This is a genomic window from Streptomyces sp. R33 (genome assembly GCF_041200175.1).
Lineage (GTDB): Bacteria > Actinomycetota > Actinomycetes > Streptomycetales > Streptomycetaceae > Streptomyces > Streptomyces katrae_B.
Map to the genome: position 1 here is coordinate 6421607 of NZ_CP165727.1, position 23676 is coordinate 6445282.

The following is a 23676-nucleotide window of genomic DNA, read 5'->3' on the forward strand; positions in this document are numbered from 1 at the left end:
AAGGGGTTGGATTCCCTTCGTGGGTAGTTCAGCCGCCGTTCACGTGCGGGCGGGAGCGTGTGCGCCGACGACCGCACGACAGGCGCACCCACCTCCCCACCCCTGGAGACCCGATGCCGCTCAGCCGTAGAGACTTCACCGCCCGTACCGTCATCGCCGGCGCGGGAGTCGCGCTCACCGGAACGGTCGGCGCACTCGCCACCGCCCCGGGAGCGCTGGCGGCCGACGACAGCACCCGGCGCGACGAGCAGGGCCGGCCCTGCGAGCCCGGCTACGGCCCGCTCGTCGCGGACCCGGCAGGGCTGCTCGCCCTCCCCGCCGGTTTCAGCTACCGCGTGATCACCCACAGCGGTGTCACCACGCTCGAGTCCGGCGAGTCCACGCCGTCCAACCACGACGGCACGGCCGCCTTCGAGGGCCACCGCGGGGTCACCCTGCTCGTCAACAACCACGAGCTCAAGGGCAAGCGGGCGAACTGGGCCCACCCCGTCCCACTCGCCGAGGGCCTCGTCTACGACCCGGCCGCGGCCGGCGGCTGCACGGTCGTCGAGGTCCGGCGCGGCGGCGAGGTCGCCGAATGGGTGGGCGTCGCCGGTACGTCGACCAACTGCGCGGGCGGTGCCACCCCCTGGGGCACCTGGCTGACCTGCGAGGAGACCGAGGACCTCGCCGGCAAGAACGGGATGACCAAGGACCACGGGTACGCCTTCGAGGTCGACCCGCACGACCGCCGCGCCAACCGCGACCCGAAGCCGATCAAGGCCTTCGGCCGGTACGCCCACGAGGCCGTGGTCATCGACCCGCGCCAGGGCCACGCCTACCTGACCGAGGACGCCTCCGGGCCCAACGGCCTGCTCTACCGCTGGACCCCGCCGAGCGGCTTCCGCCACGGGCGCGGCAAGCTCCGTACCCTCGCCGACGACGCCGGCGTGCTGGCCGCGGCCAAGTGCTTCGACAGCGCCGGCCGCTTCGTCGACGACCTCTCGCGCGCGACGAAGACCGGCACCGTCTACGGGGTCGACTGGGTGACCGTCGCGGACCGCGACGCGCGGACGGTGCCGGTGCGCAAGCAGTTCGCGGACGGCGCGGTGACCCGCGCCCGCAAGCTGGAGGGCATGTGGTGGGCCGACGGCGGCGCCTACTTCGTCTCCTCGTACGCCCGTGAGGAGAGCCCGGGCGCGGCGCACGACGGCCAGGTGTGGTTCTACGACCCGAAGCGGCGCACGGTCCGGCTGATGGTGGTGCTCGGGGTGAACGCCGACCCGGCCAAGGACGGCTCCTTCGACGGCCCCGACAACATCACGGTCTCCCCGTACGGCGGCCTGGTCATCGCGGAGGACGGCAGCGGCCTGCAGCACCTGTTCGGCGCGACCGAGTCGGGACGCACCTACCCGCTGGCGCGCAACGAGCTGAACATCGGGACGGCGGAGGAGCCGGAGTACTCCGAGTTCACGGGGGTCTGCTTCTCCCCGGACGGGCGCACGCTCTACGCCAACATCCAGGACCCCGGCATCATGCTGGCCATCACCGGACCGTGGCGGCGCGCGCACTGACGCTGCGGCGGCGGCCGACGGACCGGAGGCCGGAATTCCGGCGGCCGGTGCTCATGATCGAAGGCTGCGCCGCCGCCCGTTCACCGGGCGGCGGCGCAGCCTTCGGTCGTTCACTGAGCGGCGGCGACCTCGGCGCGGCTGGCTGCGGCCCATTCCTCGAGCAGGAACTCGTACGCCTCGGAGGGCCACTCCTCGTCCACCCGGGTCTCGACGAGGTGCCGTATCGCCTCGTTCGCCTCAGCGGCGGACGGACGGGCGGGTCCCGCGGGCCGGAGTGTGCTGTACATGCTTTCAAGGCTACGGGCGGGCACTGACGGGCACCTCCGGATTTAGGGTGGAATCCATCACCTCGGCCCTCGGGCCGGATCGGTCACGGTAGCTCCGCGTGCCCGCCCACCTGCTCAGAGTGCCTTCGAGCCCGGCTGGACCATGCCGCGTACTGTGCGCGACTTCACAAAGTCTCCGATCGCCGTCATCTCCCATTCGCCCGAGAACTGGCGGACCAGCTTGGCCATCATGACCCCGGTCTGCGGCTCGGCCCCGGTGAGGTCGAAGCGCACGAGCTCCTCCCCGCTCGCCGCGTCGATCAGGCGGCAGTAGGCCTTGGCGACCTCGGTGAACTTCTGGCCGGAGAAGGAGTTGACCGTGAAGACCAGGCCCGTGGCCTCGGCGGGCAGCCGGCCGAGGTCCACCACGATCACCTCGTCGTCCCCGGCGCCCTCGCCGGTGAGGTTGTCGCCCGAGTGCTTGATGGCGCCGCCCAGGATGGACAGCTTGCCGAAGTAGCAGCTGTCGATGTGGTTGCGCTGCGGGCCGTACGCGATGACGGAGGCGTCGAGGTCGATGTCCCGGCCGCGGAACGCCGGCTCCCAGCCCAGGCCCATCTTCACCTGGGAGAGCAGCGGGCGGCCGTTCTTGACCAGGGAGACGGTCTGGTTCTTCTGGAGGCTGACCCGGCCCTTGTCGAGGTTGACCTTCCCGGTGCCGGAGGCGGCAGGGGCCGCGGTCGGCGGCGCGGGCGGGGCCGCGGGGGCCGTGGGAGCGCTCGGCCAGGAGGACGTGGACGGGGCGGACGGCGGCGACGGGGTCTGGCCCCAGACCGGGGCCGAAGGGGTGACCGGGGCGGCAGGGGCCTGCGGGGCGGCCGCGGGCGGCGGGGTGGGCTCCTCGTCCACGGAGACCCCGAAGTCGGTCGCGATCCCGGCGAGGCCGTTGGCGTACCCCTGGCCGACCGCGCGCACCTTCCACACGCCGCCGCGCTGGTAGACCTCGACGACCACGAGCGCGGTCTCGGTGCCCAGCTGCGGCGGGGTGAACGTGGCGATCACCGCGCCGCTGTCCGCATGGCGCACGGTGGCGGTGGGCTCGATGCCCTGGAAGGTCTGACCTGCGGCGTCGGGACTGGCCGTGACCACGATCCGCTCGATGCCCGGCGGCAGCGCGCCCGTGTCCACCGTGATCGAGTCCGGCGCCGCCCCACCGCCGGACCGGTGGCTGACGCCGGGCCCGGACGGCTGGTTGTAGAAGATGAAGTCGGCGTCGGAACGCACCTTGCCGTCCGCCGCGAGGAGGAGTCCCGACACGTCGAGCCGCACCGGGGCAGCCACGTCCACCGTCACACGGACGGTGTTGAGCGGCAGGTTGGAACCTGGGGTCATAGCGGTCATGCCGGGAGAACGACCGGAGGGCCTTTGCCGTTCCCTTACCCTCGCCGCGGATTTCAGCGACGGTTGCGGGGGTGGTTCTTGGCCGTGCGCTCGTTGCCGAACTTGTACGCACCCGTCCAGCGGGCCATCACGAGCTGCGCGTCGCCCGACTCCACCTCGGCGAGGAACTTCTCGGCCCGCCCGCCCCGCAGGGTGCTCGCGGCCCGCCCCTGGTGCGTGATGACCACGCTGTTGTCGCTGCGCTGTTCGTACGTGAATCCGTGAGGTCTCGGCATGACCGGCAGCCTGCCCCGAGGCGGGCAGGGCGGGCAACGGGTTTCCAGGTCTACGGCCCGGGGGGCGGGCGGCCCGGCCCGTGGGCGGGCCGGGCCAGGCGGGCCGGGCCCGCCGCGGCCCGCCTCAGGCGCCGGTGACGCGGCGCGGCAGCCCCAGCGGGTTCGCCTCGCGCAGCTCCGCCGGAAGCAGCGGGTCCGGCACCGACTGGTAGGCCACCGGCCGCAGCCAGCGCTCGATGGCGGTCCCGCCGACCGAGGTGGAGTGCGAGGTCGCCGCCGGGTACGGGCCGCCGTGGTGCTGGGCCGGGGCCACCGCGACCCCGGTCGGCCAGCCGTTGACCACGATCCGCCCGGCCAGCGCCGTGACCTGTGCGATCAGCTCCGCCGCCGGGCCCGGACCGCCGTCGGCCTCGGCCGCGGACAGCTGGAGCGTGGCGCTCAGGTTGCCGGGGAGCAGGCCGAGCACCGACCCCGCCTCGCCCTGGTCGGCGTACCGGACGACCACGGTCACCGGGCCGAAGCACTCCTCGAGCAGCACCTCGTAGGCGCCGCCCTCGAGGAGGGCCCCGGCCGGCACGGTGAGGTAGCCCGCGCCCACGGTGTGCTCGCCGCCGGAACCCGGGGTGACGGGCGCGCCGACGCCGGGCAGTGCGGCCCGCTCGCGCACGCCCGAGACGAAGTTCTCCCGCATCCGGTGGTCGAGCAGGACGCCCGGCTCGGTCTCGCCGAGGGCCTTCGTAAGCGCGCTGGTGAACCGGTCGCCGTCCGCGCCCTCGGGGACCAGGACCAGGCCCGGCTTGACGCAGAACTGGCCGACCCCGAGCGTGACCGAGCCCGCGAGCCCGGCGGCGATCTCCTCGGCGCGCTCGGCGGCGGCCGCGGGGGTGACCACGACGGGATTGAGGGAGCCCAGTTCGCCGTGGAACGGGATGGGGACGGGACGGGCGGCGGCCGCGTCGAACAGCGCCCGCCCGCCCCGGATGGAACCGGTGAATCCGGCGGCGGAGACGAGGGGGTGGCGGATCAGCTCCAGGCCCGCGTCGAACCCGTGGACGACGCGGACCACGTCGGCCGGCAGCCCCGTCGCCACCGCCGCCCGGCGCAGCAGCGAGGCGCACAGCTCGGAGGTGGCCGGGTGGTCGGGGTGCGCCTTGACGACCACCGGGCAGCCGGCGGCCAGCGCACTCGCGGTGTCCCCGCCGGGGACGGAGAACGCGAGGGGGAAGTTGGAGGCGGCGTAGACCGCGACCACGCCCAGCGGCACCTTGTAGCGGCGCAGTTCGGGGCGCGGCGGGACGGCGGCGGCGTCGGCGCGGTCGATGCGGATGTCGAGGTAGGAGCCCTCGTCCACGGCGTCGGCGAAGGCCCGCAGCTGGCCGGTGGTGCGGGCGAGCTCGCCGGTGAGCCGGCCCGGCCCGAGGGCGGTCTCGGCGTCGGCGGCCTCGATCACATGGTCGGCGGCCTCGTCGAGCAGCTCGGCGGCCGCGCGCAGGAAGGCCGCGCGGGCGGTGCGGTCGGCGAGCGCGCCGCGGGCCGCGTGGGCGGCGCGTACGGCCTCGTCCACCTCGCCGGATGTGGCTTCCACCGCAACCTGTTCGCGCTGCTTCCCGGTACGGGGGTCCACACTCCAGACTGGTGTTGCTGCCATGGCGCACTGCCTCCTGGATCTCGCTGACCCGCGCGGTGGCGTTCAGTATTCTGAACGCCGTTCCGATGGATGAATGATCACATCCGCTCCGGACTCTATTTCCGGGCCTTCCGCGTTGACAAGAGACAAGAGGGGCAAGAAGGCGAATGACCACGACTGAGCCGGACCGGTCCGCCGCGGAACCGGAGGGGCCGGGCGGCGCGGGAGCACCGGCGGCCGTCAAATCGGCCGTCCGCACGGTGCTGTTGCTGGAGCACTTCGCGGCGCGCCCCGGACTGCACAGCCTGGCCGACATCCAGCACGACCTCTCGCTGCCCAAGTCGAGCCTCTACATGCTGCTGCGCACGCTGGTGAACCTGGGGTGGGTGGAGACGGACGCGACGGGCACGCGGTACGGCATCGGAGTACGGGCCCTGCTCGTCGGCAGCTCGTACATCGACGGGGACGAGGTCGTCGCCGCGGCCCGGCCGACCCTGGACCGGCTCTCCGACGACACCACCGAGACCATCCACCTGGCCCGGATGGACGGCACGAGCGTCGTCTACCTGGCCACCCGCCAGTCCCAGCACTACCTGCGGCCGTTCACCCGCGTCGGGCGGCGGCTGCCCGTGCACTCGACGGCCCTGGGCAAGGCCCTGCTGGCGACCCACTCCGACGAGGAGGTACGGGCGCTCCTGCCGCGGCGGCTCGAGGCGGTCACCGAGCACACGATCACCGACCGGGAGCGGCTCGTCGACGAGTTGGCGCTGGTCCGGGAGCAGGGCTACGCGGTGGACCGCGAGGAGAACACGCTCGGGCTGCGCTGTTTCGGGGTGGCGGTGCCGTACCGGACGCCGGCGCGCGACGCGGTGAGCTGCTCGGTGCCGGTGGCCCGGCTGACGGCGGGCCACGAGCAGAAGATCAAGGCGGCGCTGTTCGAGGCGCGGGACCGGCTGTCGGTGGCGACCCGCCGCATGTGAGGCGGTGGACGGGGAGGTTCCTCCCCCGGGCGGGGGAGGCGGTTCCCCTTCACGGGGGAGGTGGCGGGGCGGCGGGCACGGGACCGTTGAGTCATGAACACACGAGCGGTGAACACCGACGAGACGACGTACGCGGCCCGGCCGTCGGCCCCCGGCCCGGGGACCTGGCGCAGGGTCCTGCAGGCGGCGGCCGTGGCCGCCACCGTGCCGTACCTGTGCCTCAAGGGCGCCTGGCTGGCGGGGAGCCACATCGGAATACCGGACGGCAGCGTGCTGCTGGGGCCCGGGATGTTCTTCAAAGCGGCGAACGCCGTCACCCTGGTCATGGACGCGGCCGTCATCGTGCTCGTCCTGGTGTTCACCCGGCCCTGGGGCAGACGGGTACCGGCATGGCTGCTGACCCTCCCGGTGTTCGTCGCCACCGGACTGCTCGTGCCGATCGTCGTGGCGTTCCCGGGCCAACTCCTCGTGAGAGCGGTGGGGCTGGGGCCGGACGCGGCCGCGCAGGCGGCCAGGGAGCCCTTCCTCGACCCCTGGGTGTTCAACGTCGTGTACGGCGGTTTCATCGTGCAGGCCATAGCCCTGGCCGCGCTGTTCGTCCCCTATGCGCGGGAGCGCTGGGGCGGCCTGTGGCAGGGCGTCCAGGGGGAGCGGCTCCCGTCACCCACGGGGGTGGTGGCGGGAGCCGCGGCGGCGCTGGCCGTGGTCGTGGCGGCGGTGGAGTTCACCTGGGCCTTCGGAGGTACGGCCGGCCTCAGCGCCTCGCAGATCGCACAGTTCAACCCCGAAACGGGCGTGGTGTTCGCCACCTACGGGATGTGCACGCTGGTGGCCGGGGCGGGAGCCGTGAACCTGGCCCGGGGCGGGGCCCGGCAGGCCTGGTGGGCGCTGGCCGTCGCATGGACCGGGGCGGCGGCCGCGGCGAGTTGGGGGCTGTGGCTCCTGATCTCCTGCGCGGGCACCACCGATCCCGCGAAGGCGGTCACCACCGAGATGGTCCTGACCTACGCTGGTCAAATGATCACCGGCCTGCTCGCCGCAGCCGTCCTGGTCCGGTTCCTCGCCTCACGCCGCCGCCCCGAGTGACGGGGAGCGGCGCGAGCGGGAGAGGGCCGAGGGGGGTGGCGGGCAGTGGCAGGTCGGGGGATGCCGGGGGGCGACGGGATGGGGACGGGGATGCGGGCCGGTCTGGGCCTGGTGCTGGGGGCGCGGGCCCGGCTGCGCTGGGTGCACCTGATCCTGGGCGGGGCCCTGCTGATGCCGTACTTCCTCCTCGCCCAGGTGGTGGTCAGCGTCGCGACCGGCGGGGGCAACATCTTCGGCTCCACCCCGCTGACCTTCGCCTCCTACGGGCTCTCGCTGCCCATGGCCGCGGTGACCGCCGTGTTCGGGCTCGTCCGGCCGATGTCGGTGGGCGCCATACGGGCCCTGTGCGGGGTGCCGGGCGAGCGGCTGGCCGAGGGGCCGGCCCGGTCCTGGGCCGCGCGGGGGCGGACCTCCGCCTGGTGGACCCTGCATCTGGGGGTCGGGGCGGTGGTCAGCGGGCTCACCCTCGCGGTGCCGCCCATGGCGGTGGTGCTGATCACACTGCCGTTCGTGAGCGGGCTGCGGAAGACCCGGCTCGGACTGGGCTGGTTCAACACCCAGGCCGATCCGTACGTCGCGCCCCTGCTCGGGGCCGGGCTGCTGTGCGGGCTCGTCCTGTGCGCCGCCGGGGCCGGGGCGCTGCTGGCGCGGCTGGCACCCGTACTGCTCGGGCCGACGGGGGCGGACCGGCTGGCCGCGGCCGAGGAGCGGGCCGCCGACCTGGCCGTGCGCAACCGGCTGGCCCGGGAGCTGCACGACGCGGTCGGGCACGCCCTGAGTGCCGTCACCCTCCAGGCGGTCGCCGCCCGGCGGGTGCTCGCCAGCGACCCCGGGTTCGTACGGGAGGCACTGGCTGCGATCGAGGAGACCACCCGGCGGACGGTGGCCGAGCTGGACGCCGTGCTGGGCCTGCTGCGGGACGGCGACCCGGCCCGGCCCGGCGCCGCACCCGCGCCGACCCTCGACGCCGACCTCGACGGCCTGCTGGCCCGCACCCGGGCCGCCGGCACCACCGTCACCGTCCACCAACACCCCGGACCGGCCGGGGACTGGGCGCAGCTTCCGGCGATCGCCTCCCGCGAGGCGTACCGGATCGTCCAGGAGGGCCTGAGCAACGCCCTGCGCCACGGCGCGGGACCCGTCGAGCTGCGGATCGCCGTACAGGGCAGGGAAGACGGCACCGGCAGCGGCAACCGTGAACTGGAGATCACCATGACCAATCCGCCGGGCACCGCCGCCGGGCCGCAGCCCCGCACCACCGGGGGCCGCGGGCTGCACGGCGCCGCCGAGCGCGCCACCCTGCTGGGCGGCCGGGTCGAAGCAGGCCCTCACCAGGGGCTGTGGCGGCTGCGGGTGGTCCTCCCGCTCGGCGGAGGCGCACGATGACCGCGGCGCGGCGGCCGCCGCTGCGCATCGTGCTCGCCGACGACGAGCGCATGGTCCGTACCGCCCTGCGGGTGATCCTCGAGGCCGAGTCCGACCTGGAGGTGGTCGGCGAGGCGGCCTCCGGCGCCGAAGCCGTCCCGCTGGTCCGCTCGCTGGCCCCCGATGTGGTGCTGATGGACGTCCGGATGCCCGAGATCGACGGGATCCGGGCCACCGAGCAGATCATCGCCGGCATGGCCGAGCCGCCCCGGATCGTGGTCGTCACCACGTTCGAGAACGACGCGTACGTCTACGACGCGCTGCGCGCGGGCGCCTGCGGGTTCCTCCTCAAGCGGGCCGACCCCGACGAGCTGATCGGCGCGGTCCGCCTCGTCGCCCGTGGCGACTGCCTGCTCTTCCCGGCGGCCGTCCGCTCGCTCGCCGCGTCGTACGCCCCCGGGGTCCCCGGCCCCGCCGCTCCCTGGGTGGCCCGGCTCACCGGCCGGGAGGCCGACGTACTGCGCCTGATGGCCGGCGGACTGTCCAACCACGAGATGAGCGAACGCCTGGGCGTCGGCCCTCAGACGATCAAGACCCATGTCGCCGCGGTCCTTTCCAAGACCGGCTCCCGCGACCGCACCCAGGCCGTCATCGCGGCCTACGAGGGCGGCTTCATGAAGAAAAGCTGAGAACCCGGACACAATCGGGGCAGAGCGGAACGACTGGGAGCCTTGGTGCGTCCTTCTGGAGGATGAACAAGACGATCAGGCGTGCGTCGGTCTTCTGTCTGCTCCTGGTGCTGGCCCTTTTGGTGCGGGTCACCTGGGTGCAGGCCTACCAAGGCCGGGCCCTCGCAGACAACGAGAACAACCGGCGGAACCTCATCGGGCAGTACGAGAACCCGCTGGGCAACATCATCGTGGGCGGGGAGGCGATCACCGGCTCGGTGAAGACGGACGGAAAGGACTTCGGGTACAAGCGGACGTACGTCGACGGTCCGCTCTACGCGCCGCTCACCGGCTACAGCTCCCAGGCCTTCGGCACGAGCATGCTGGAGGGCGTCTACAAGAAGGTCCTGAACGGTTCCGACGACCGGCTCAAGACCGTGATGGACATGCTCACCAACAAGCGGGCCGCGCCGGGCAACGTGCTGACCACGGTCGACAAGGACGTGCAGAAGGCCGCGTACGACGCGCTCCAGGGCAAGCAGGGCGCCGCCGTCGCCATCGACCCGGCGACCGGCGAGATCCTCGCCATCGTGAACAACCCCTCCTTCGACCCGGGCAGCATCGCGGGCGCCAACGACACGGCGGCCTGGGAGAAGCTGATCGAGGACAAGGGCAAGGCGATGGAGAACGTGGCCCTGCGCAAGCCGCAGGCGCCCGGCTCCACCTTCAAGCTGGTCACCCTGGCGGCGGCCATCGAGAACGGGCTGGTCACCAACCTCGACGCGCCGACCGGCACCCCGGACCCGTACACGATCCCCGGAACCCGGACCCTGCTGCCCAGCGAAGCGGGATCCGCGGCCTGCAACAACGTCTCCGCGCGCACCGCGCTGCGGCTGTCCTGCAACAACGTGTTCGCCGAGCTGGCGCACAAGCTCGGCCAGGACAAGATGCGGGCGACGGCCGAGAAGTTCGGCTTCAACACGGAGATCGCGACCCCCGTCACCGCCCGGCCGGGGAGCAAGTACCCGACGAAGAAGATGTCGGTCGACCAGGTCGCGCAGACGGGTATCGGCCAGTTCGACGTGCAGGCCACCCCGCTCCAGATGGCGATGGTGACCGCCGCGATCGAGAACGGCGGCAAGCTCGTCGCCCCGCACTCGGTCTCCGAGGTCACCGACGCGAACGGCAACGTGCTGGAGAGCTTCAAGGACCCGAAGTCCGAGCAGGTCGTGAGCGCCAGGACCGCGTCGATGCTGCAGGACGCCATGCGGACGGTCGCGACCGAGGGCGGCGGCAAGCCCGCCCAGGTGGCGGGCGCCGAGGTGGGCGGCAAGACCGGCACCGCGCAGCGCGGCGTGAACAACAGCCTGCCGCCGCTGGCCTGGTTCACCTCGTACGGCAAGCAGGGCGGCAAGCAGATCGCGGTTGCCGTGGTGATCGAGAACTCGGACACCGACCGCTCCGAGATCGGCGGCGGCAAGCTCGCCGCGCCCATCGCCCAGAAGATGATGGCGGCGTGGCTGAAGAAGTAGCCGCGCCGGTGGCCGCGGGGCGCGCCGGGAACCGACACGGTTCCCGGCGCGTTTCCTTTCCCATGATCAGGACCGCGCAACCCGCAGACCTCGACGCCATAGCCGCCCTCCACAGCCGGGCCCGGGCCACCTACTACCGCGGCCGCGTCGCCGAGCAGGCCTATGCGGGCGCAGCCGAACTCGCGCGGACCCGCGAGGGCTGGTCCCGGGCCGTCGCGCGGGCCGCCGCCGACGGCGGGGTGCTCTGCGCGGAGCAGGACGGCGAGCTCACCGGGGTCGCCGCCTTCCGCACCACGGACGGCGAGACCACCCTCACCCAGCTCCACGTCGACCCGGCCCACTGGCGCCGGGGCACCGGGGCCGCCCTGCACGCCGCCTGCCTGGACGCCTGGCGGCGGGCCGGTGTCGAGCGGGCCCGGCTGGAGGTCTACGAGCACAACCTCCGGGCCCAGGCCTTCTACGCCCGCCACGGCTGGCGCACCGATCCGGCCGGGGCCGGGCGGTCCGGCTCCCACCTCACGCTCTGGCTCAGAGTCGGTCCGCAGGACCCGTCCGGGGAATGAGACGCTCCGCCAGATGGTTGAACGGGAAACCGCCGCGGCGCGCAGCCGTGGCGTCCCACCGACCCCGGAGAGAAGAAGGATCATGCGCGTCGAGATCTGGAGCGACATCGCCTGCCCCTGGTGCTACATCGGCAAGGCCCGTTTCACCAAGGGCCTGGCCGAGTTCGCGCACCGCGACGAGGTGGAGGTCGTCTTCCGGTCCTTCGAGCTCGACCCGAGCAGCCCGAAGGGCAGCACGGCGCCGGTCCTGGAGATGCTCGCCAAGAAGTACGGCCGCACCCTCGACGAGGCGCGCGGCATGGAGGAGCACGTCGCAGCCAGCGCCCGCGGCGAGGGGCTGACGTACCGCACCGAGGGCCGCGACCACGGCAACACGTTCGACATCCACCGCCTGCTGCACCTGGCCGCCGCCCGCGGCCGCCAGGAGGAGCTGCTCGACCTCGCCTACCGGGCGAACTTCGCGGAGGAGCGGTCGGTCTTCGACCCCGAGGTGCTGGTCGCTCTCGCGGTCGAGGCGGGCCTGGACGAGGCGGAGACCCTTACGGTCCTCGCGGACGACACCGCATACGCGGCCGAGGTGCGGGCGGACGAGCGCGAGGCGGCGGAACTCGGCGCCAACGCCGTGCCGTTCTTCGTCCTCGACCGCCGCTACGGGATCTCCGGCGGGCAGCCCGCGGAGGTCTTCACGCAGGCCCTGGAACAGGCCTGGGCCGGCCGCGAGCTCACCGCCCCCGCCGCCACGCCCGACGCCTGCGACCCGGAAGGCACCTGCGCCGTCCCCCAGGCCTGACCGCCCCCGGCCCGGCCGGCCCGGCGAGACCCGGCCCGGCGAGAGCGGCCCGGCGACCCGGCCCGGGCCTCCGGTCGGCCTGCGGGCCGGTCGGCCACAGGGCGCGGTCAGTGCAGGGTTTCCGCCCAGGCCGCTTCTGCGGCGGCTGCGGCCCCGGACGGGTCTGCCGCGAGGGCCGTGGACAGGGCCGTCAGGGAGGTCAGGACCGTCTCCAGCGATGCGGCCCGGCCGTAGTGGTTCACCCGGACCATCTTGTCGGCCAGCGCGCCGCCGCCCGCCGCGAGCGGAGCCGCCGGGTCGGCGGCGAGGGCCTTGGCCACCACCAGCGAGGCGTCCGGCACCCGCAGCGTGGTGGCCACCGGGGCCGCCTCCGAGGCCCGGCCGACGTACGGGGCGAGGCCCAGCGCCACCGCGCCCGCCCGGGTCGCCGCCGCGGCGGCGGCGTGGCGGGCCGTCACCGCCGGCAGGCCCTCGGCCGCGATCCGGTCCAGGCAGGCCTCCAGCCCCAGCATCTCCAGCTGCGCCGGGGCGTGGGGGAGGGCCCTGCGGTCCGCGTCGATCCAGCGCTCCTTCCAGTCCAGGAGGGAGAGGTACGAGCGCCTCGGAGCGGCCGGGTTCTGCGCGAAACGGGCCCAGGCCCGCTCCGAGACCGACACCGCCGAGACGCCCGCCGGGCCGCCCATCGCCTTCTGGGCGCCGATCACGCACAGGTCCACGCCCCACGCGTCCGGGAGCAGCGCCTCCGCGCCCACCGACGCCACCGCGTCCAGCATGAACAGCGCTCCGTGGGCCCGTACGGCCTCGCCGATCTCCGCGACCGGGTTGGTGTTGCCGGTCGCCGCCTCCGCGTGGACCAGGGACACGAAGTCGATCTCCGGGTGCTCGGCCAGGGCACGCGCCACCTGGCCGGCCGTCACCGCCGTGTCGAAGGGGACCGCCAGGTCCACCACGTTCGCCCCGCAGTCGCGCAGCCAGTTGCCGAAGGTGGTCCCGTACGGACCGGTCACGACGTTCAGCGCCGTCGAACCGGGCCGCGCCCCCGAGCGGATGCACCCCTCCAGCGGCAGCAGCGCCTCGCCCTGGGTGATCACCACGTCCTCGCGGGTGCCGAGCAGGTCCGCGACCCCCTGCTCGATCTGCGCGAAGCGCTCCGCGGTGAGCGGCGGAAGGTCCAGGAGGGGGTGCTTCACGGCGGTGCTCTCTTCGTCCGGGGCGTCTCGTCCGGGGCGTTCGGGGTGACCGCATGAGCCTACCCAGCACGCACGTACAGTGCGGGACATGACCGATGACGTGCTGCATGTGAAGGGGCGTGTGCTCGTCGGGCCCGACGACGCGCGCGACGAGCTCTGGGTGGTCGGCGGCCGGATCTCCTACGAACGCCCGCACGGGGCCCGCGAGATCACCACGGTGTCCGGCTGGGCCCTGCCCGGCCTGGTCGACGCCCACTGCCACGTGGGGCTGGACGCCCACGGCCCGGTCGACGCGGAGACCGCCGAGCGGCAGGCCCTGACCGACCGCGACGCCGGCACGCTGCTCATCCGCGACGCCGGATCCCCCTCCGACACCCGCTGGATCGACGACCGCGAGGACCTGCCGAAGATCATCCGGGCCGGCCGGCACATCGCCCGCCCGCGCCGCTACATCCGCAACTTCGCCCACGAGATCGAGCCGGCCGACCTCGTCGCGTACGTGGGCCGCGAGGCGCAGCGCGGTGACGGCTGGGTGAAGCTGGTGGGGGACTGGATCGACCGCGAGGTCGGGGACCTGGCGCCCTGCTGGCCGCGCGCCGAGGTCGAGGCGGCCATCGCCGAGGCGCACCGGCTGGGCGCCCGGGTCACCGCGCACTGCTTCGCGGAGGACTCGCTGCGCGACCTGGTCGAGGCGGGCATCGACTGCATCGAGCACGCCACCGGGCTCACGGAGGACACCATTCCGCTGTTCGCGGAGCGCGGGGTGGCGATCGTCCCGACGCTCGTGAACATCGCGACGTTCCCGAAGATGGCGGCGGGCGGCGAGGCCAAGTTCCCGCGCTGGTCGGCGCACATGAGGCGGTTGCACGAGCGCCGGTACGACACCGTGCGGGCCGCGTACGACGCGGGCATCGGCGTGTACGTCGGCACCGACGCGGGGGGTTCCCTGCCGCACGGCCTGGTCGCGGCGGAGGTCTCGGAGCTGGTGCGGGCCGGGATCCCGGCCCTGGAGGCCCTCTCGGCGACGACCTGGGCGGCACGCGAGTGGCTCGGCAGGCCGGGCCTGACCGAGGGGGCGCCGGCGGACCTCGTGGTCTACGACGCCGACCCGCGGGCCGACGTACGGGCGCTGGCGCAGCCGCGGCGCGTGGTCGTGGGCGGCAAGGTCCGGGCCTGAGCGGACGGTTGACGCATGCGTGACGCCGGCGCCCCGGCGATCGTTGTAAACGGCCGCCCGGGGTGCCGGCGTCGGGGCATTCCCCTCCGTGCTGTGGCGGAAAAGAACTCCCGTTCCTCGTGATGCGCAGTGAATCGAATACCTGCATGGAAACCACCCATTGGGGTGAACTCACCTAAGGTTGCCGCCCGTTCACTCTCCGTGCGTAAAGATTCCGAGGGTCAGAGGCCGTCGGCGCGCGATGTCCCCCATTGGCGGCGCGACGGCTCCCATCTCCCCGGGGGTTCCACCACCGTGAACAGCAACACCTTCCGCATGCCCGCAGCCGTCCTGCTCGCCACGGGAGCGGTCGCCCTGCTCACCGCCCCGCCCGCCTCCGCCACCGCAGGCAGCGGCTCCCCGGGCGGCGGCGAGGGCAAGGCCGGCGCGGTCGTCCTGCGTGCCGGACTGGACGTGGGCCTGCTCAACAAGACCGTCCACGTGCCGCTGAAGACCACCCTCAACGAGGTCAGCGCCTCCGCGACGGCCCAGAAGACCGCCCTCTCCGTGACCCTGGACGGGGTGGAGGGAGGACAGCCGGTGAGCGTGTTGCGTGCAGACGTGGCCACCTCCAAGGCCACCGCGGACAAGACCCGCGCCGAGGCGGAGGCCAACCTGGCCAACGCCGAGGTCCATGTGCCGGGGCTGCCCCTGCTCTCCCTCATCAAGGTGGAGAAGGTCACCTCCAAGGCCGTGTGCGAGGCCGGCAAGAAGCCCGTGGCGGGCTCGAACGTGCTGGGCACGGTGACCGTGCTCGGCAAGAAGGTCACCCTCTCGGCGGGCGGCCCGACCAAGATCGAGGTCCCCAAGGTGGGCCTGGTCAGCCTGGAGCTCTCTGGCACCGAGACCACCTCCACCACGGCCGCCGCGGCCGCGCTCCGGCTGAAGGTGTCCGTGAACCCGCTGGACCTCAACGTGGCGCAGGTCGAGGGTGAGGTCGTGCTCGCCGAGGCGCACTGCGAAGCCCCGGCCGGTCCGGCCCCGGAGCCGTCCGCGAAGCCCGACGTCAAACCGCAGACTGCTGCCTCCGGGACCGGGGCCGCCCTCACCACCGACGCCAACCTGGCCGAGACCGGCGGGGGTTCGGCGACCCCGTACGTAGCGGGCGGCGCACTGGCGCTGCTCGGCATCGGCGCGACGGCACTGGTCGTGACCCGGCGCGGCCGCAGCTCGTGACCCGGCGGCCTCGTGACCCCGCGGCCTCGTGACCCCGTCGCTTCGTGACTCCATGACTCCGTGACGGAGTCCCCGGCTCAGCGGGTGGCGTGCACCAGCCCCTGCTTGTCGGCTCCGCGTGACAGCACGGCCTCGCTGACCTGCTTGTCGACGGCGGCGTACGCGGACTGCTTGGCGGCTGCGAGCCCGGAGTCGGAGGGGGCGCAGGAGGTGCAGACGACGCGGAACGGCGGGTTCATGTCCGAGTACTGCGTCAGGTACTCGGCCTTGGTCACCTCCCAGCGGCCGGGGTGGGCGGCCGCCGGGGCGAAGGTGAAGCGCGGTATCGAGGACATGTTGCCGCGCGCCTTGTCGGCCTCGTAGAAGCTGGCGACCTGGTCGCCCATGCCGAAGACGACCCAGGTGCCGTTGATCTTCTCGTAAGGCTGTGGCACGTGGTTGTGCGTGCCGAGGATGAGATCGATGTCGGGGAGTCCGTCCGGGCCGCGCGAGGCGGTCAGTGCCTGTGCCAGATCGCGCTGCTGCTGGTCGGGTGCCGTCTGCCACTCGGTGCCCCAGTGGACGCTGAGGACGACGACGTTCGCGCCGGCCGCCCGGGCCGCGCGGGCGTCGGCGACGATCCGGTTCTGGTCGAGCAGGTTGACGGACCAGGGCTTGCCGGCCGGGACCGGGATGCCGTTCGTCCCGTACGTGTAGTCCAGCTGGGCGACCTTGGCGCCGCCGGCGGAGAGGACCGCCGGGGCTTTGGCCTCGTCGGCGCTGCGGGCCGAGCCGACGTGCTTGATGCCGACCCGGTCCAGGTGCTCCAGGGTGCGGACGAGACCGTCGTAGCCGTCGTCCAGGGTGTGGTTCGAGCCGGTCGAGCAGCTGTCGTACCCGGCGTCCTTCAGGGCGTCGGCCAACTGGTGCGGGGCCTTGAACGCGGGATATCCGGTGTAGGGGCCGCCGGGCCGGCCGTACGGTATCTCGTGGTGGCATATCGCCAGGTCAGCGGCGGCCACCAGGGGCTTGACCCCCGCGAGTATCTTCCGGAAGTCGTGGCTCTGGCCGCTGCCCTGCGCGTCGTCCGCGGCCCGCTGGACGATCGACGGGTACGGGATGATGTCGCCCGTCGCGACCAGCGTGAACGGTTTGGCGCCGGCGGGCGTCGCCGGACTCGCCTTGCCCGGGCTCGCCTTGCTCTGGCCGGGCTTGGTCCCGAGCCGCTGCTCGCCGGCGCCTCCCCGTCCCCCGGCGGCGTCGAGGTGGTCGAGCAGGCTCGGCAGGGCGAGGATCCCGCCGGCCACGGCCGCCACCGCGGTCAGCGTCAAGCCCGTTTTCGTATGCGTCTTCATTCCGGCCCCCCGGGGTTCCCTGCTGATGCCGAGATCATCGCCTACCGCCGCCCGCCCCGCCAACGGAGCCGGATCGTCCGGATCACCGCGGCGCTGCAGGTCAGAGCCGCCGACCGCGCCGTGCGGGGCGCCCGGGTGACCGGCCCCGTGGCCGGGAGGGCGCAGGTCAGCGGGCGGTCAGCGCCAGGGCGTGGTCGAGGGCCTGGAGGAGGCGGCCCGTCGTGGCGCGGTCCCGGACCGCCAGCCGGAGCCAGGAGTGGTCCAGGCCGGGGAAGGTGTCCCCGCGGCGGACCGCGAAGCCCAGGGCGCGCAGCCGGGTGCGGATCTCCATGGCCCCCGCCACCTGGATCAGGACGAACGGCCCCTGCGCCACCCCCGACACCGTTATCTCCTCGAACTCCGTGAGCCCCGCCAGCAGATGGGCCCGGTCCACCGCGATCTGCCGGGCCGCGGCCTCCGCCTCGGCCAGCGCCGCCGGAGCCATGCAGGCCTCCGCCGCCACCAGCGCCGGCGAGGACACGGGCCACAGCGGCTGCGCCGCCGCCAACTTCGCGATCACCTCCGGCTCGGCCAGCACGTAGCCGATCCGCAGCCCCGCCAGCCCCCACGTCTTGGTCAGGCTCCGCAGCACCACCAGGCCCGGCACGTCCGTCCGCCCGGCCAGCGCCTCCCGCTCACCCGGGACCGCGTCCATGAACGCCTCGTCCACGACAAGGATCCGGCCCGGCCGGGCCAGCGCGGCCAGCGCCGCCGCCGGGTGCAGTACGGACGTCGGGTTCGTCGGGTTGCCCACCACCACCAGGTCCGCGTCCTGCGGCACCGCCGCCGGGTCCAGCCGGAACCCGTCCGCCGCCCGCAGCACCACCCGCTCCACCGTGTGCCCCGCGTCGCGCAGGGCCGCCTCCGGCTCCGTGAACTGGGGGTGCACGACCACCGGTCGCTGCGCGCCCAGGGCCCGCGCGATCAGCACGAACGCCTCTGCGGCCCCTGCCGTCAACAGCACCCGCTCGGCCGGCAGCCCGTGCCGAGCCGCCACCGCCGCGCGGGCCGACTGCCCGTCGGGGTATGCGGCGAGATCGTCGAGCGAAGCCGCGATGCGCTGCTTGAGCCACTCCGGCGGGGTGTGCGCCCGTACGTTCACTGCGAGGTCCACCAGCGCGCCGCCGTCGCCGCGCACCTCCGCGTCCCCGTGATGGCGCAGGTCATGGGCCTGCGCGGTGGCCACGGCGCAGGTCGCCGCGACCGAGCGGCGCTTCGGTACGAGCAGCTCCCCGCCGCCCGCGAGCGCCGCGGCCTCCGCCACCGAGGGGGTCCCGGCGGCGCCCTGCACCGTGTCGGAGGGGTGCGGTACGCAGATGCCCGCCAGCTCCTCGGCGGGATAACTGAGCAGCGGTACGCCGAAACGTTCCGCCGCGCCCGTGATCCCCGCCTCGCCCGCCTTCGACTCCACCGTGGCCAGCGCCTTCACCGCACCGGCGGCCAGCCCGGCACCCCGCAGCGTCTCCTCGACCAGGGCGCAGACCTCCGCCACGGACACCCCCGCCCGTCCGCCGACCCCGACCACCAGCTGCGTCGCGTACTCGCCCACCGGGCTCATGCCCCCTCCGTAGTCGTCAATGGTGCGTGCCCCGCAGCCCGCGCGCACACGTGCGCGCGGGGCGAGGAGTCGGTATTCAGGGGCACATGGCCGTGATCGTGGCGTTGGGCGCGTTCCTGATGACCTTGGCGGGCGGATGGACGGCGCAGCGCGTCACCGACCGCCGCCACCTCGTGCTGGGCCTGGCCGGCGGGCTGATGCTCGGCGTCGTGGGCCTCGACCTGCTGCCGGAGTCGCTGCGCGCGGCGGGCAGCGAGGTGTTCGGCGTCCCGCTCGCGCTGCTGCTCTTCGTGGCCGGGTTCCTGACCGCCCACGTCGTGGAACGCCTGCTGGCGGTGCGGCAGGCCGCGCACGGAGCCGAGAACGGGGGCCGCGCCCCCGAGGTCGGGCTGACGGCGGCCGCGGCGATGGTCGGCCACAGCTTCGCCGACGGGGTGGCCCTGGGCGCGGCCTTCCAGGTCGGCGGCGGGATGGGCGTGGCCGTGTCGCTGGCCGTCGTCACGCACGACTTCGCCGACGGGTTCAACACGTACACGCTCACCCGGCTGTACGGGAACGCCCGCCGCAAGGCCGTGATGATGCTGTTCGCGGACGCGGTGGCCCCGGTGCTGGGCGCGGCGTCCACTTTGCTGTTCACCCTTCCGGAGGAACCGCTCGGGGCGTACCTCGGCTTCTTCGGCGGAGCCCTGCTGTACCTGGCGGCCGCCGAGATCCTGCCGGAGGCGCACCACAAGCACCCCGCCCTGTCCACGCTGATGTGCACGGTGGGCGGGGTGGCCGGGATCTGGCTGGTGGTGGGCCTCGCGGACTGAACTCACCTGGCCCGCGCCGCGGCTTGCGTGAACCGCAGGGCCACGGAGGGCTCCGCCGCCCAGTGCGTGTGCAGGTAGCTGGCGTGCACGCCCTGCTGTACGAAGCCCTCGACCCGGCGTTCGGGGTGCGTGAACCCCCAGGCGGGGGCGACGCCGGCGCCGGGTTCGATCACCGTGCGGTGGAACTCGTGGCCGCGCAGCCGGGTTCCGGCGGCGGCCAGAGCGCTGTCCGACACCGCGACGGCCTCGCGGTAGCCGAGGGTCAGCCGCTCCGACATCCGCGCGTCGGCGTCCAGGACCCCGCACATGGGCTTGCCGTCCAGGGAGCGGGCGAGGTACAGCAGCCCGGCGCACTCGGCGGCCACGGGCCCGCCGTCCGCGGCGAAGGCCGCGACGGCCTTGCGCAGCGGCTCGTTGGCGGCGAGCTCGGGGGCGTACACCTCGGGGAAACCGCCGCCGATCACCAGGCCGGTGGTCCCCTCGGGCAGGGCCTCGTCCCGGAGCGGGTCGAAGGTGACGACGTCCGCCCCGGCGGCGGTGAGCAGTTCCGCGTGCTCGGCGTAGGAGAACGTGAAGGCCGGCCCGCCTGCCACGGCGATGACGGGCGCCGGGCCGTGGTCGGGGGCGCCGCCCCCGAACTCTCCCCCAGCTACCGCTGGGGGTACCCCCAGCGCCTCGGATGCCGGTGGGGCCGATCCGTCCCCGGCGGGGCGCGGGGCAGCGCCCCGGACACCCTCCGGCACAGCGGCGGGAGACCAGGCCTCGCAGGCCAGCGGCGGGGCCGTGCGGGCCAGGGCCATGAGGGCCTCGAGGTCGCAGCCTGCCCGGACCTGGTCGGCCAGCGCCGCCACCGAGGACAGCGCGTCCGACCGCCGCTCGGCGACCGGGACCAGGCCCAGGTGCCGCGACGGCGCAGCCACCTGCGGGGCCCGCCGCAGCACGCCGAGCACCGGCATCCCGGCCTCCTCCAGCGCCTCCCGCAGCATCAGCTCGTGCCGGTCGGACCCGACCTTGTTCAGGATCACGCCCCCCACGCGCACCTGGGGGTCGAACGACGCGAAGCCGTGCACCAGCGCCGCCACCGACCGCGACTGCGACGACGCGTCGACCACCAGCACCACCGGCGCCCGCAGCAGCTTCGCGACCTGCGCCGTCGACGCCAGCTCACCCCGCCCCGCGGCCCCGTCGTACAGCCCCATCACGCCCTCGACGATGGCGAGATCGCACCCTGCGGCCCCGTGGGCGAACAGTGGAGCGACCAGCTCCGGCCCGCACATGAAAGCGTCCAGGTTGCGCCCCGGCCGGCCCGTGGCCAGCGCGTGGTAGCCGGGGTCTATGTAGTCGGGCCCGGCCTTGTGCGGGGACACGGCGAGGCCGCGCTCCGAGAACGCCGCCATCAGACCCGTCGCGACCGTGGTCTTGCCGCTGCCGGACGACGGCGCGGCGATGACCAGGCGCGGAACGTGCACAGACGTCACCACTCGATGCCCTTCTGGCCCTTCTGGCCGGCGTCCATCGGGTGCTTGACCTTGGTCATCTCCGTGACCAGGTCCGCGAACTCCAGCAGCTTCTCCGGTGCGTTGCGCCCCGTGATCACCACGTGCTGCGTACCGGGCCGGTTGCGCAGCACCTCGATGACCTCGTCGACGTCGATCCAGCCCCAGTGCATCGGGTACGCGAACTCGTCCAGCACGTACAGCCTGTGCGTCTCGGCGGCCAGGTCGCGCTTGACCTGCTCCCAGCCCTCCTTGGCCGCCTGCTCGTTGTCGAGCTGCGCGTCCCGCTGGACCCAGGACCAGCCCTCGCCCATCTTGTGCCAGACGACCGGGCCGCCCTCGCCGGAGGCGCCGAGCACCTTGAGCGCGTTCTCCTCGCCGACCTTCCACTTCGCCGACTTGACGAACTGGAACACCCCGATCGACCAGCCCTGGTTCCAGGCGCGCAGCGCCAGCCCGAAGGCTGCCGTCGACTTGCCCTTGCCCGGGCCGGTGTGGACGAAGACGAGCGGGCGGTTGCGGCGCTGGCGCGTCGTGAGTCCGTCGTCCGGAACGACGGTCGGCTGTCCCTGCGGCATTACGCGGCCCTCCTGGTGGTGTGGTGAGACGGGGAAGTCACTGCGGTGCGTACGTTCTTCACGAGCCCGGCCAGCGAGTCGGCCCGCAGCCCGTCGAGCGTGACGGCGGGCCCGCCGAGGTCGGCGGCCAGTACGCCGGCCAGCCCCAGCCGGACCGGCCCCGACTCGCAGTCCACGACCACCGACGCGACGCCCTCGGCCTGGAGCAGCCGGGCGCTGCGGCCCGAGAGTTCGCGCGGGTCACCGCCGACGGAACCGGCCGAGGTGGCCCGCCCGTCGGTGACGACCACGAGCAGCGGACGGCGGCTCGGATCCCGCAACCGCTCGATGCGCAGCACCTCGTGGGCCTTGAGCAGGCCCGCGGCGAGCGGGGTGCGCCCGCCCGTCGGCAGCTGCTCGAGCCGGGCCGCGGCCGCGTCCACCGAGGAGGTGGGCGGCAGAGCCAGCTCGGCGGCGGCGCCGCGGAAGGTGATCAGACCGACCTTGTCCCGCCGCTGGTAGGCGTCCAGCAGCAGCGAGAGCACCGCGCCCTTGACCGCGCTCATGCGCTGCCGGGCGGCCATCGAGCCGGAGGCGTCGACGACGAAGAGGACGAGGTTGCCCTCGCGGCCCTCCCGGGTGGCCTGGCGCAGATCGTCCTTGCGGACGACCAGCCCGCGCCCGCTGCGCCCGCGCGCCTTCTGGTGCGGGGCGGCGGCCTGGACCGTCGCCGCGAGGTGCAGCTTCGTCAGGTGGCCGCGGGGGCGCTGGGCGCCGGTGGTGCGGCCGTGCGCGGTACGGGCGCGGGAGCGCCGCCCGGACGCGCCCTCGCCGAGGCCCGGCACGCTCAGCATCTTGGTCCGGAACGGCTCGGCGGCCCCTACGGCGGCTTGTTCCGGCGCGGCGCCGTCCTGGGAGGCGGGCTGGGGCTCGGGGGACTCCGGGGCGTCCGGGGCGGGCGGGGCCGCGTCGTCCTGCGCCTCGGGGGCCTGGCGGGCCTCGGGCCCGGGGGCGTCGGGGCCGCTCTGCGGGGGGACCCCGCCGCCTCCGCCGTCGGGGCCGCCGTCCTGCGGACCGCCGTCGTCCGGACCCTCGGGCGCCGGGTCGGGCTCGGGCTCCGGCTCCTCGTCGGGGAAGCGGTCCAGGATCTCGTCGAGCTTGTCCTCGTCGAGGCCGGGCGCGTCGAAGGGGTTGCGGCGCCGCCGGTGGGGCAGCGCCAGCAGCGCGGCCTGGCGTACGTCCTCCTTGCGTACGTCGGTCCGCCCGGCCCAGGCGGCCAGCGCGGTCGCCGTACGGGCCATCACGATGTCGGCGCGCATGCCGTCGACCTCGAAGCCGGCGCAGGTCGCCGCGATCTGCAGCAGCGAGGCGTCGCCGAGGCGGACCTGCGGGAGCAGGGCCCGGGCGGCCACGACGCGGGCGCGGACGTCCTGCTCGTCCCCGGCCCAGCGGGTCGCGAACCCGGCGGGATCGTCCTCGTACGCGAGCCGGCGGCGCACCACCTCGACGCGCTGCGCGGGCTCGCGGGAGGCCGCCACCTGGACGGTGAGCCCGAACCGGTCGAGGAGCTGCGGGCGGAGCTCGCCCTCCTCGGGGTTCATGGTGCCGACGAGGAGGAAGCGGGCTGCGTGGCGTACGGAAACGCCCTCGCGCTCGACGTAGGAAGCGCCCATCGCGGCCGCGTCGAGGAGCAGGTCGATCAGGTGGTCGTGGAGGAGGTTGACCTCGTCGACGTACAGGATCCCGCGGTGCGCGTCGGCCAGCAGGCCGGGCTCGAAGGCCTTCACGCCCTCCGCGAGGGCGCGTTCGATGTCGAGGGCACCGACGAGGCGGTCCTCGGAGGCGCCGACGGGCAGCTCCACCATGCGAGCGGGCCGGGCCTGGCCCGGGCCGGGCGCGTGCGGGCCGTCGGGGCAGGCCGGGTCCGGGGCGGCGGGAGCGCAGGAGAACCGGCAGCCGGGAACGACGTCCACCTGCGGCAGCAGCGCGGACAGCGCGCGGACGGCGGTGGACTTGGCGGTCCCCTTCTCGCCGCGGACCAGCACGCCGCCGACCGCTGGGCTCACGGCGTTGAGCAGGAGCGCCAGCCGCAGGTCGGTCTGGCCGACGACTGCGGTGAACGGGTAGGGCGTGCTCATGCGGTGCCTCTCCTTGTGCGGGTACGAGTACGCGGGTGCGGGCCGGTGGCCGCG

At 74.1% G+C, this 23676-nt stretch carries 21 protein-coding genes; 11 read left to right on the forward strand and 10 right to left on the reverse strand.

The features are described 5' to 3' along the window. Positions 1–113: 113 nt before the first annotated feature. Entirely contained in the window at positions 114–1553 is a 1440-nt protein-coding gene (locus tag AB5J51_RS29550; protein ID WP_133898381.1) for an alkaline phosphatase PhoX, read from the forward strand. Positions 1554–1663: 110 nt separating this feature from the next. On the opposite strand, the gene AB5J51_RS29555 is transcribed toward AB5J51_RS29550, so the two are convergent. The 4 genes from AB5J51_RS29555 to AB5J51_RS29570 form a co-directional block, all read right to left on the reverse strand. Beyond that, complete coding sequence (locus tag AB5J51_RS29555; protein ID WP_166663187.1) at positions 1664–1840, reverse strand: hypothetical protein; 177 nt, start codon at positions 1838–1840, stop codon at positions 1664–1666. Between the two features lie 114 nt (positions 1841–1954). Next, complete coding sequence (locus AB5J51_RS29560; RefSeq protein WP_369779049.1) at positions 1955–3211, reverse strand: TerD family protein; 1257 nt, start codon at positions 3209–3211, stop codon at positions 1955–1957. Positions 3212–3273: 62 nt separating this feature from the next. Further along, the gene (locus AB5J51_RS29565) at positions 3274–3495 is read right to left on the reverse strand and encodes a hypothetical protein (protein ID WP_266630431.1); all 222 of its coding nucleotides are present in this window, start codon (positions 3493–3495) and stop codon (positions 3274–3276) included. A gap of 124 nt (positions 3496–3619) precedes the next feature. Beyond that, positions 3620–5143 carry an aldehyde dehydrogenase (NADP(+)) gene (locus tag AB5J51_RS29570; RefSeq protein ID WP_136225976.1) on the reverse strand — a complete coding sequence of 508 codons (1524 nt, stop codon included), beginning with the start codon at positions 5141–5143 and terminating at the stop codon, positions 3620–3622. A 146-nt stretch (positions 5144–5289) separates the two neighbouring features. Between AB5J51_RS29570 and AB5J51_RS29575 the strand changes: the two genes are divergently transcribed. The 7 genes from AB5J51_RS29575 to AB5J51_RS29605 all read left to right on the forward strand — a co-directional run bounded on the left by AB5J51_RS29575 (position 5290) and on the right by AB5J51_RS29605 (position 12106). Continuing rightward, positions 5290–6102 (forward strand): IclR family transcriptional regulator, encoded by an 813-nt coding sequence (locus AB5J51_RS29575; protein ID WP_369779050.1) that lies wholly within the window; start codon positions 5290–5292, stop codon positions 6100–6102. A 93-nt stretch (positions 6103–6195) separates the two neighbouring features. Continuing rightward, positions 6196–7188 carry a hypothetical protein gene (locus tag AB5J51_RS29580; RefSeq protein WP_369779051.1) on the forward strand — a complete coding sequence of 331 codons (993 nt, stop codon included), beginning with the start codon at positions 6196–6198 and terminating at the stop codon, positions 7186–7188. 90 nt (positions 7189–7278) lie between these two features. Next, a complete protein-coding gene (locus AB5J51_RS29585; protein WP_369779052.1) occupies positions 7279–8574 on the forward strand; it encodes a sensor histidine kinase in 1296 nt (431 codons plus the stop codon). Continuing rightward, positions 8571–9242 (forward strand): response regulator, encoded by a 672-nt coding sequence (locus AB5J51_RS29590; protein WP_369779053.1) that lies wholly within the window; start codon positions 8571–8573, stop codon positions 9240–9242. Before AB5J51_RS29585 ends, AB5J51_RS29590 begins: the two co-directional genes overlap by 4 nt. Positions 9243–9304: 62 nt before the next feature. Then, positions 9305–10753 carry a penicillin-binding protein 2 gene (locus AB5J51_RS29595; protein WP_053785825.1) on the forward strand — a complete coding sequence of 483 codons (1449 nt, stop codon included), beginning with the start codon at positions 9305–9307 and terminating at the stop codon, positions 10751–10753. A 62-nt stretch (positions 10754–10815) separates the two neighbouring features. After that, complete coding sequence (locus tag AB5J51_RS29600) at positions 10816–11316, forward strand: GNAT family N-acetyltransferase (protein ID WP_053785826.1); 501 nt, start codon at positions 10816–10818, stop codon at positions 11314–11316. Between the two features lie 82 nt (positions 11317–11398). Then, entirely contained in the window at positions 11399–12106 is a 708-nt protein-coding gene (locus tag AB5J51_RS29605) for a DsbA family oxidoreductase (protein WP_369779054.1), read from the forward strand. A 107-nt stretch (positions 12107–12213) separates the two neighbouring features. On the opposite strand, the gene AB5J51_RS29610 is transcribed toward AB5J51_RS29605, so the two are convergent. Further along, the gene (locus AB5J51_RS29610) at positions 12214–13296 is read right to left on the reverse strand and encodes an alanine--glyoxylate aminotransferase family protein (protein WP_369779055.1); all 1083 of its coding nucleotides are present in this window, start codon (positions 13294–13296) and stop codon (positions 12214–12216) included. 88 nt (positions 13297–13384) lie between these two features. Here AB5J51_RS29610 and AB5J51_RS29615 point away from each other — a divergent pair, with 88 nt between their 5' ends. Together AB5J51_RS29615 and AB5J51_RS29620 are read left to right on the forward strand one after the other, a co-directional pair. After that, a complete protein-coding gene (locus AB5J51_RS29615; RefSeq protein ID WP_053785829.1) occupies positions 13385–14473 on the forward strand; it encodes an amidohydrolase family protein in 1089 nt (362 codons plus the stop codon). 294 nt (positions 14474–14767) lie between these two features. Next, positions 14768–15688, forward strand: a complete 921-nt coding sequence (locus tag AB5J51_RS29620) for an SCO1860 family LAETG-anchored protein (protein WP_369779056.1) — start codon at positions 14768–14770, stop codon at positions 15686–15688. Between the two features lie 77 nt (positions 15689–15765). Here the strand turns inward: AB5J51_RS29620 and AB5J51_RS29625 are convergent, their stop codons facing one another. Then, positions 15766–17022, reverse strand: a complete 1257-nt coding sequence (locus tag AB5J51_RS29625) for a CapA family protein (RefSeq protein WP_369779057.1) — start codon at positions 17020–17022, stop codon at positions 15766–15768. A 166-nt stretch (positions 17023–17188) separates the two neighbouring features. Further along, a complete protein-coding gene (gene cobC / locus AB5J51_RS29630; RefSeq protein WP_078987234.1) occupies positions 17189–18619 on the reverse strand; it encodes an Rv2231c family pyridoxal phosphate-dependent protein CobC in 1431 nt (476 codons plus the stop codon). Positions 18620–18705: 86 nt separating this feature from the next. On the opposite strand from cobC, the gene AB5J51_RS29635 reads away from it, so the two are divergent. Further along, the gene (locus tag AB5J51_RS29635; protein WP_369779058.1) at positions 18706–19431 is read left to right on the forward strand and encodes a ZIP family metal transporter; all 726 of its coding nucleotides are present in this window, start codon (positions 18706–18708) and stop codon (positions 19429–19431) included. Between the two features lie 2 nt (positions 19432–19433). On the opposite strand, the gene AB5J51_RS29640 is transcribed toward AB5J51_RS29635, so the two are convergent. The 3 genes from AB5J51_RS29640 to AB5J51_RS29650 are packed head-to-tail and all read right to left on the reverse strand — an operon-like array spanning position 19434 to position 23622. Beyond that, the gene (locus AB5J51_RS29640) at positions 19434–20912 is read right to left on the reverse strand and encodes a cobyrinate a,c-diamide synthase (protein ID WP_369779059.1); all 1479 of its coding nucleotides are present in this window, start codon (positions 20910–20912) and stop codon (positions 19434–19436) included. Further along, positions 20906–21505 (reverse strand): cob(I)yrinic acid a,c-diamide adenosyltransferase, encoded by a 600-nt coding sequence (gene cobO / locus AB5J51_RS29645; protein WP_030300494.1) that lies wholly within the window; start codon positions 21503–21505, stop codon positions 20906–20908. The genes AB5J51_RS29640 and cobO overlap by 7 nt, the downstream gene beginning before the upstream one ends. After that, positions 21505–23622, reverse strand: a complete 2118-nt coding sequence (locus tag AB5J51_RS29650) for a putative cobaltochelatase (RefSeq protein ID WP_369779060.1) — start codon at positions 23620–23622, stop codon at positions 21505–21507. The genes cobO and AB5J51_RS29650 overlap by 1 nt, the downstream gene beginning before the upstream one ends. Positions 23623–23676 lie beyond the last annotated feature (54 nt).

Bases quoted from the DNA above. Each gene is read 5' to 3' on its own strand.
- AB5J51_RS29550 (WP_133898381.1), top strand. From the start codon at position 114: ATGCCGCTCAGCCGTAGAGACTTCACCGCCCGTACCGTCATCGCCGGC.
- AB5J51_RS29555 (WP_166663187.1), bottom strand. From the start codon at position 1,840: ATGTACAGCACACTCCGGCCCGCGGGACCCGCCCGTCCGTCCGCCGCT.
- AB5J51_RS29560 (WP_369779049.1), bottom strand. From the start codon at position 3,211: ATGACCCCAGGTTCCAACCTGCCGCTCAACACCGTCCGTGTGACGGTG.
- AB5J51_RS29565 (WP_266630431.1), bottom strand. From the start codon at position 3,495: ATGCCGAGACCTCACGGATTCACGTACGAACAGCGCAGCGACAACAGC.
- AB5J51_RS29570 (WP_136225976.1), bottom strand. From the start codon at position 5,143: ATGGCAGCAACACCAGTCTGGAGTGTGGACCCCCGTACCGGGAAGCAG.
- AB5J51_RS29575 (WP_369779050.1), top strand. From the start codon at position 5,290: ATGACCACGACTGAGCCGGACCGGTCCGCCGCGGAACCGGAGGGGCCG.
- AB5J51_RS29580 (WP_369779051.1), top strand. From the start codon at position 6,196: ATGAACACACGAGCGGTGAACACCGACGAGACGACGTACGCGGCCCGG.
- AB5J51_RS29585 (WP_369779052.1), top strand. From the start codon at position 7,279: ATGCGGGCCGGTCTGGGCCTGGTGCTGGGGGCGCGGGCCCGGCTGCGC.
- AB5J51_RS29590 (WP_369779053.1), top strand. From the start codon at position 8,571: ATGACCGCGGCGCGGCGGCCGCCGCTGCGCATCGTGCTCGCCGACGAC.
- AB5J51_RS29595 (WP_053785825.1), top strand. From the start codon at position 9,305: ATGAACAAGACGATCAGGCGTGCGTCGGTCTTCTGTCTGCTCCTGGTG.
- AB5J51_RS29600 (WP_053785826.1), top strand. From the start codon at position 10,816: ATGATCAGGACCGCGCAACCCGCAGACCTCGACGCCATAGCCGCCCTC.
- AB5J51_RS29605 (WP_369779054.1), top strand. From the start codon at position 11,399: ATGCGCGTCGAGATCTGGAGCGACATCGCCTGCCCCTGGTGCTACATC.
- AB5J51_RS29615 (WP_053785829.1), top strand. From the start codon at position 13,385: ATGACCGATGACGTGCTGCATGTGAAGGGGCGTGTGCTCGTCGGGCCC.
- AB5J51_RS29625 (WP_369779057.1), bottom strand. From the start codon at position 17,022: ATGAAGACGCATACGAAAACGGGCTTGACGCTGACCGCGGTGGCGGCC.
- cobC (WP_078987234.1), bottom strand. From the start codon at position 18,619: ATGAGCCCGGTGGGCGAGTACGCGACGCAGCTGGTGGTCGGGGTCGGC.
- AB5J51_RS29635 (WP_369779058.1), top strand. From the start codon at position 18,706: ATGGCCGTGATCGTGGCGTTGGGCGCGTTCCTGATGACCTTGGCGGGC.
- cobO (WP_030300494.1), bottom strand. From the start codon at position 21,505: ATGCCGCAGGGACAGCCGACCGTCGTTCCGGACGACGGACTCACGACG.
- AB5J51_RS29650 (WP_369779060.1), bottom strand. From the start codon at position 23,622: ATGAGCACGCCCTACCCGTTCACCGCAGTCGTCGGCCAGACCGACCTG.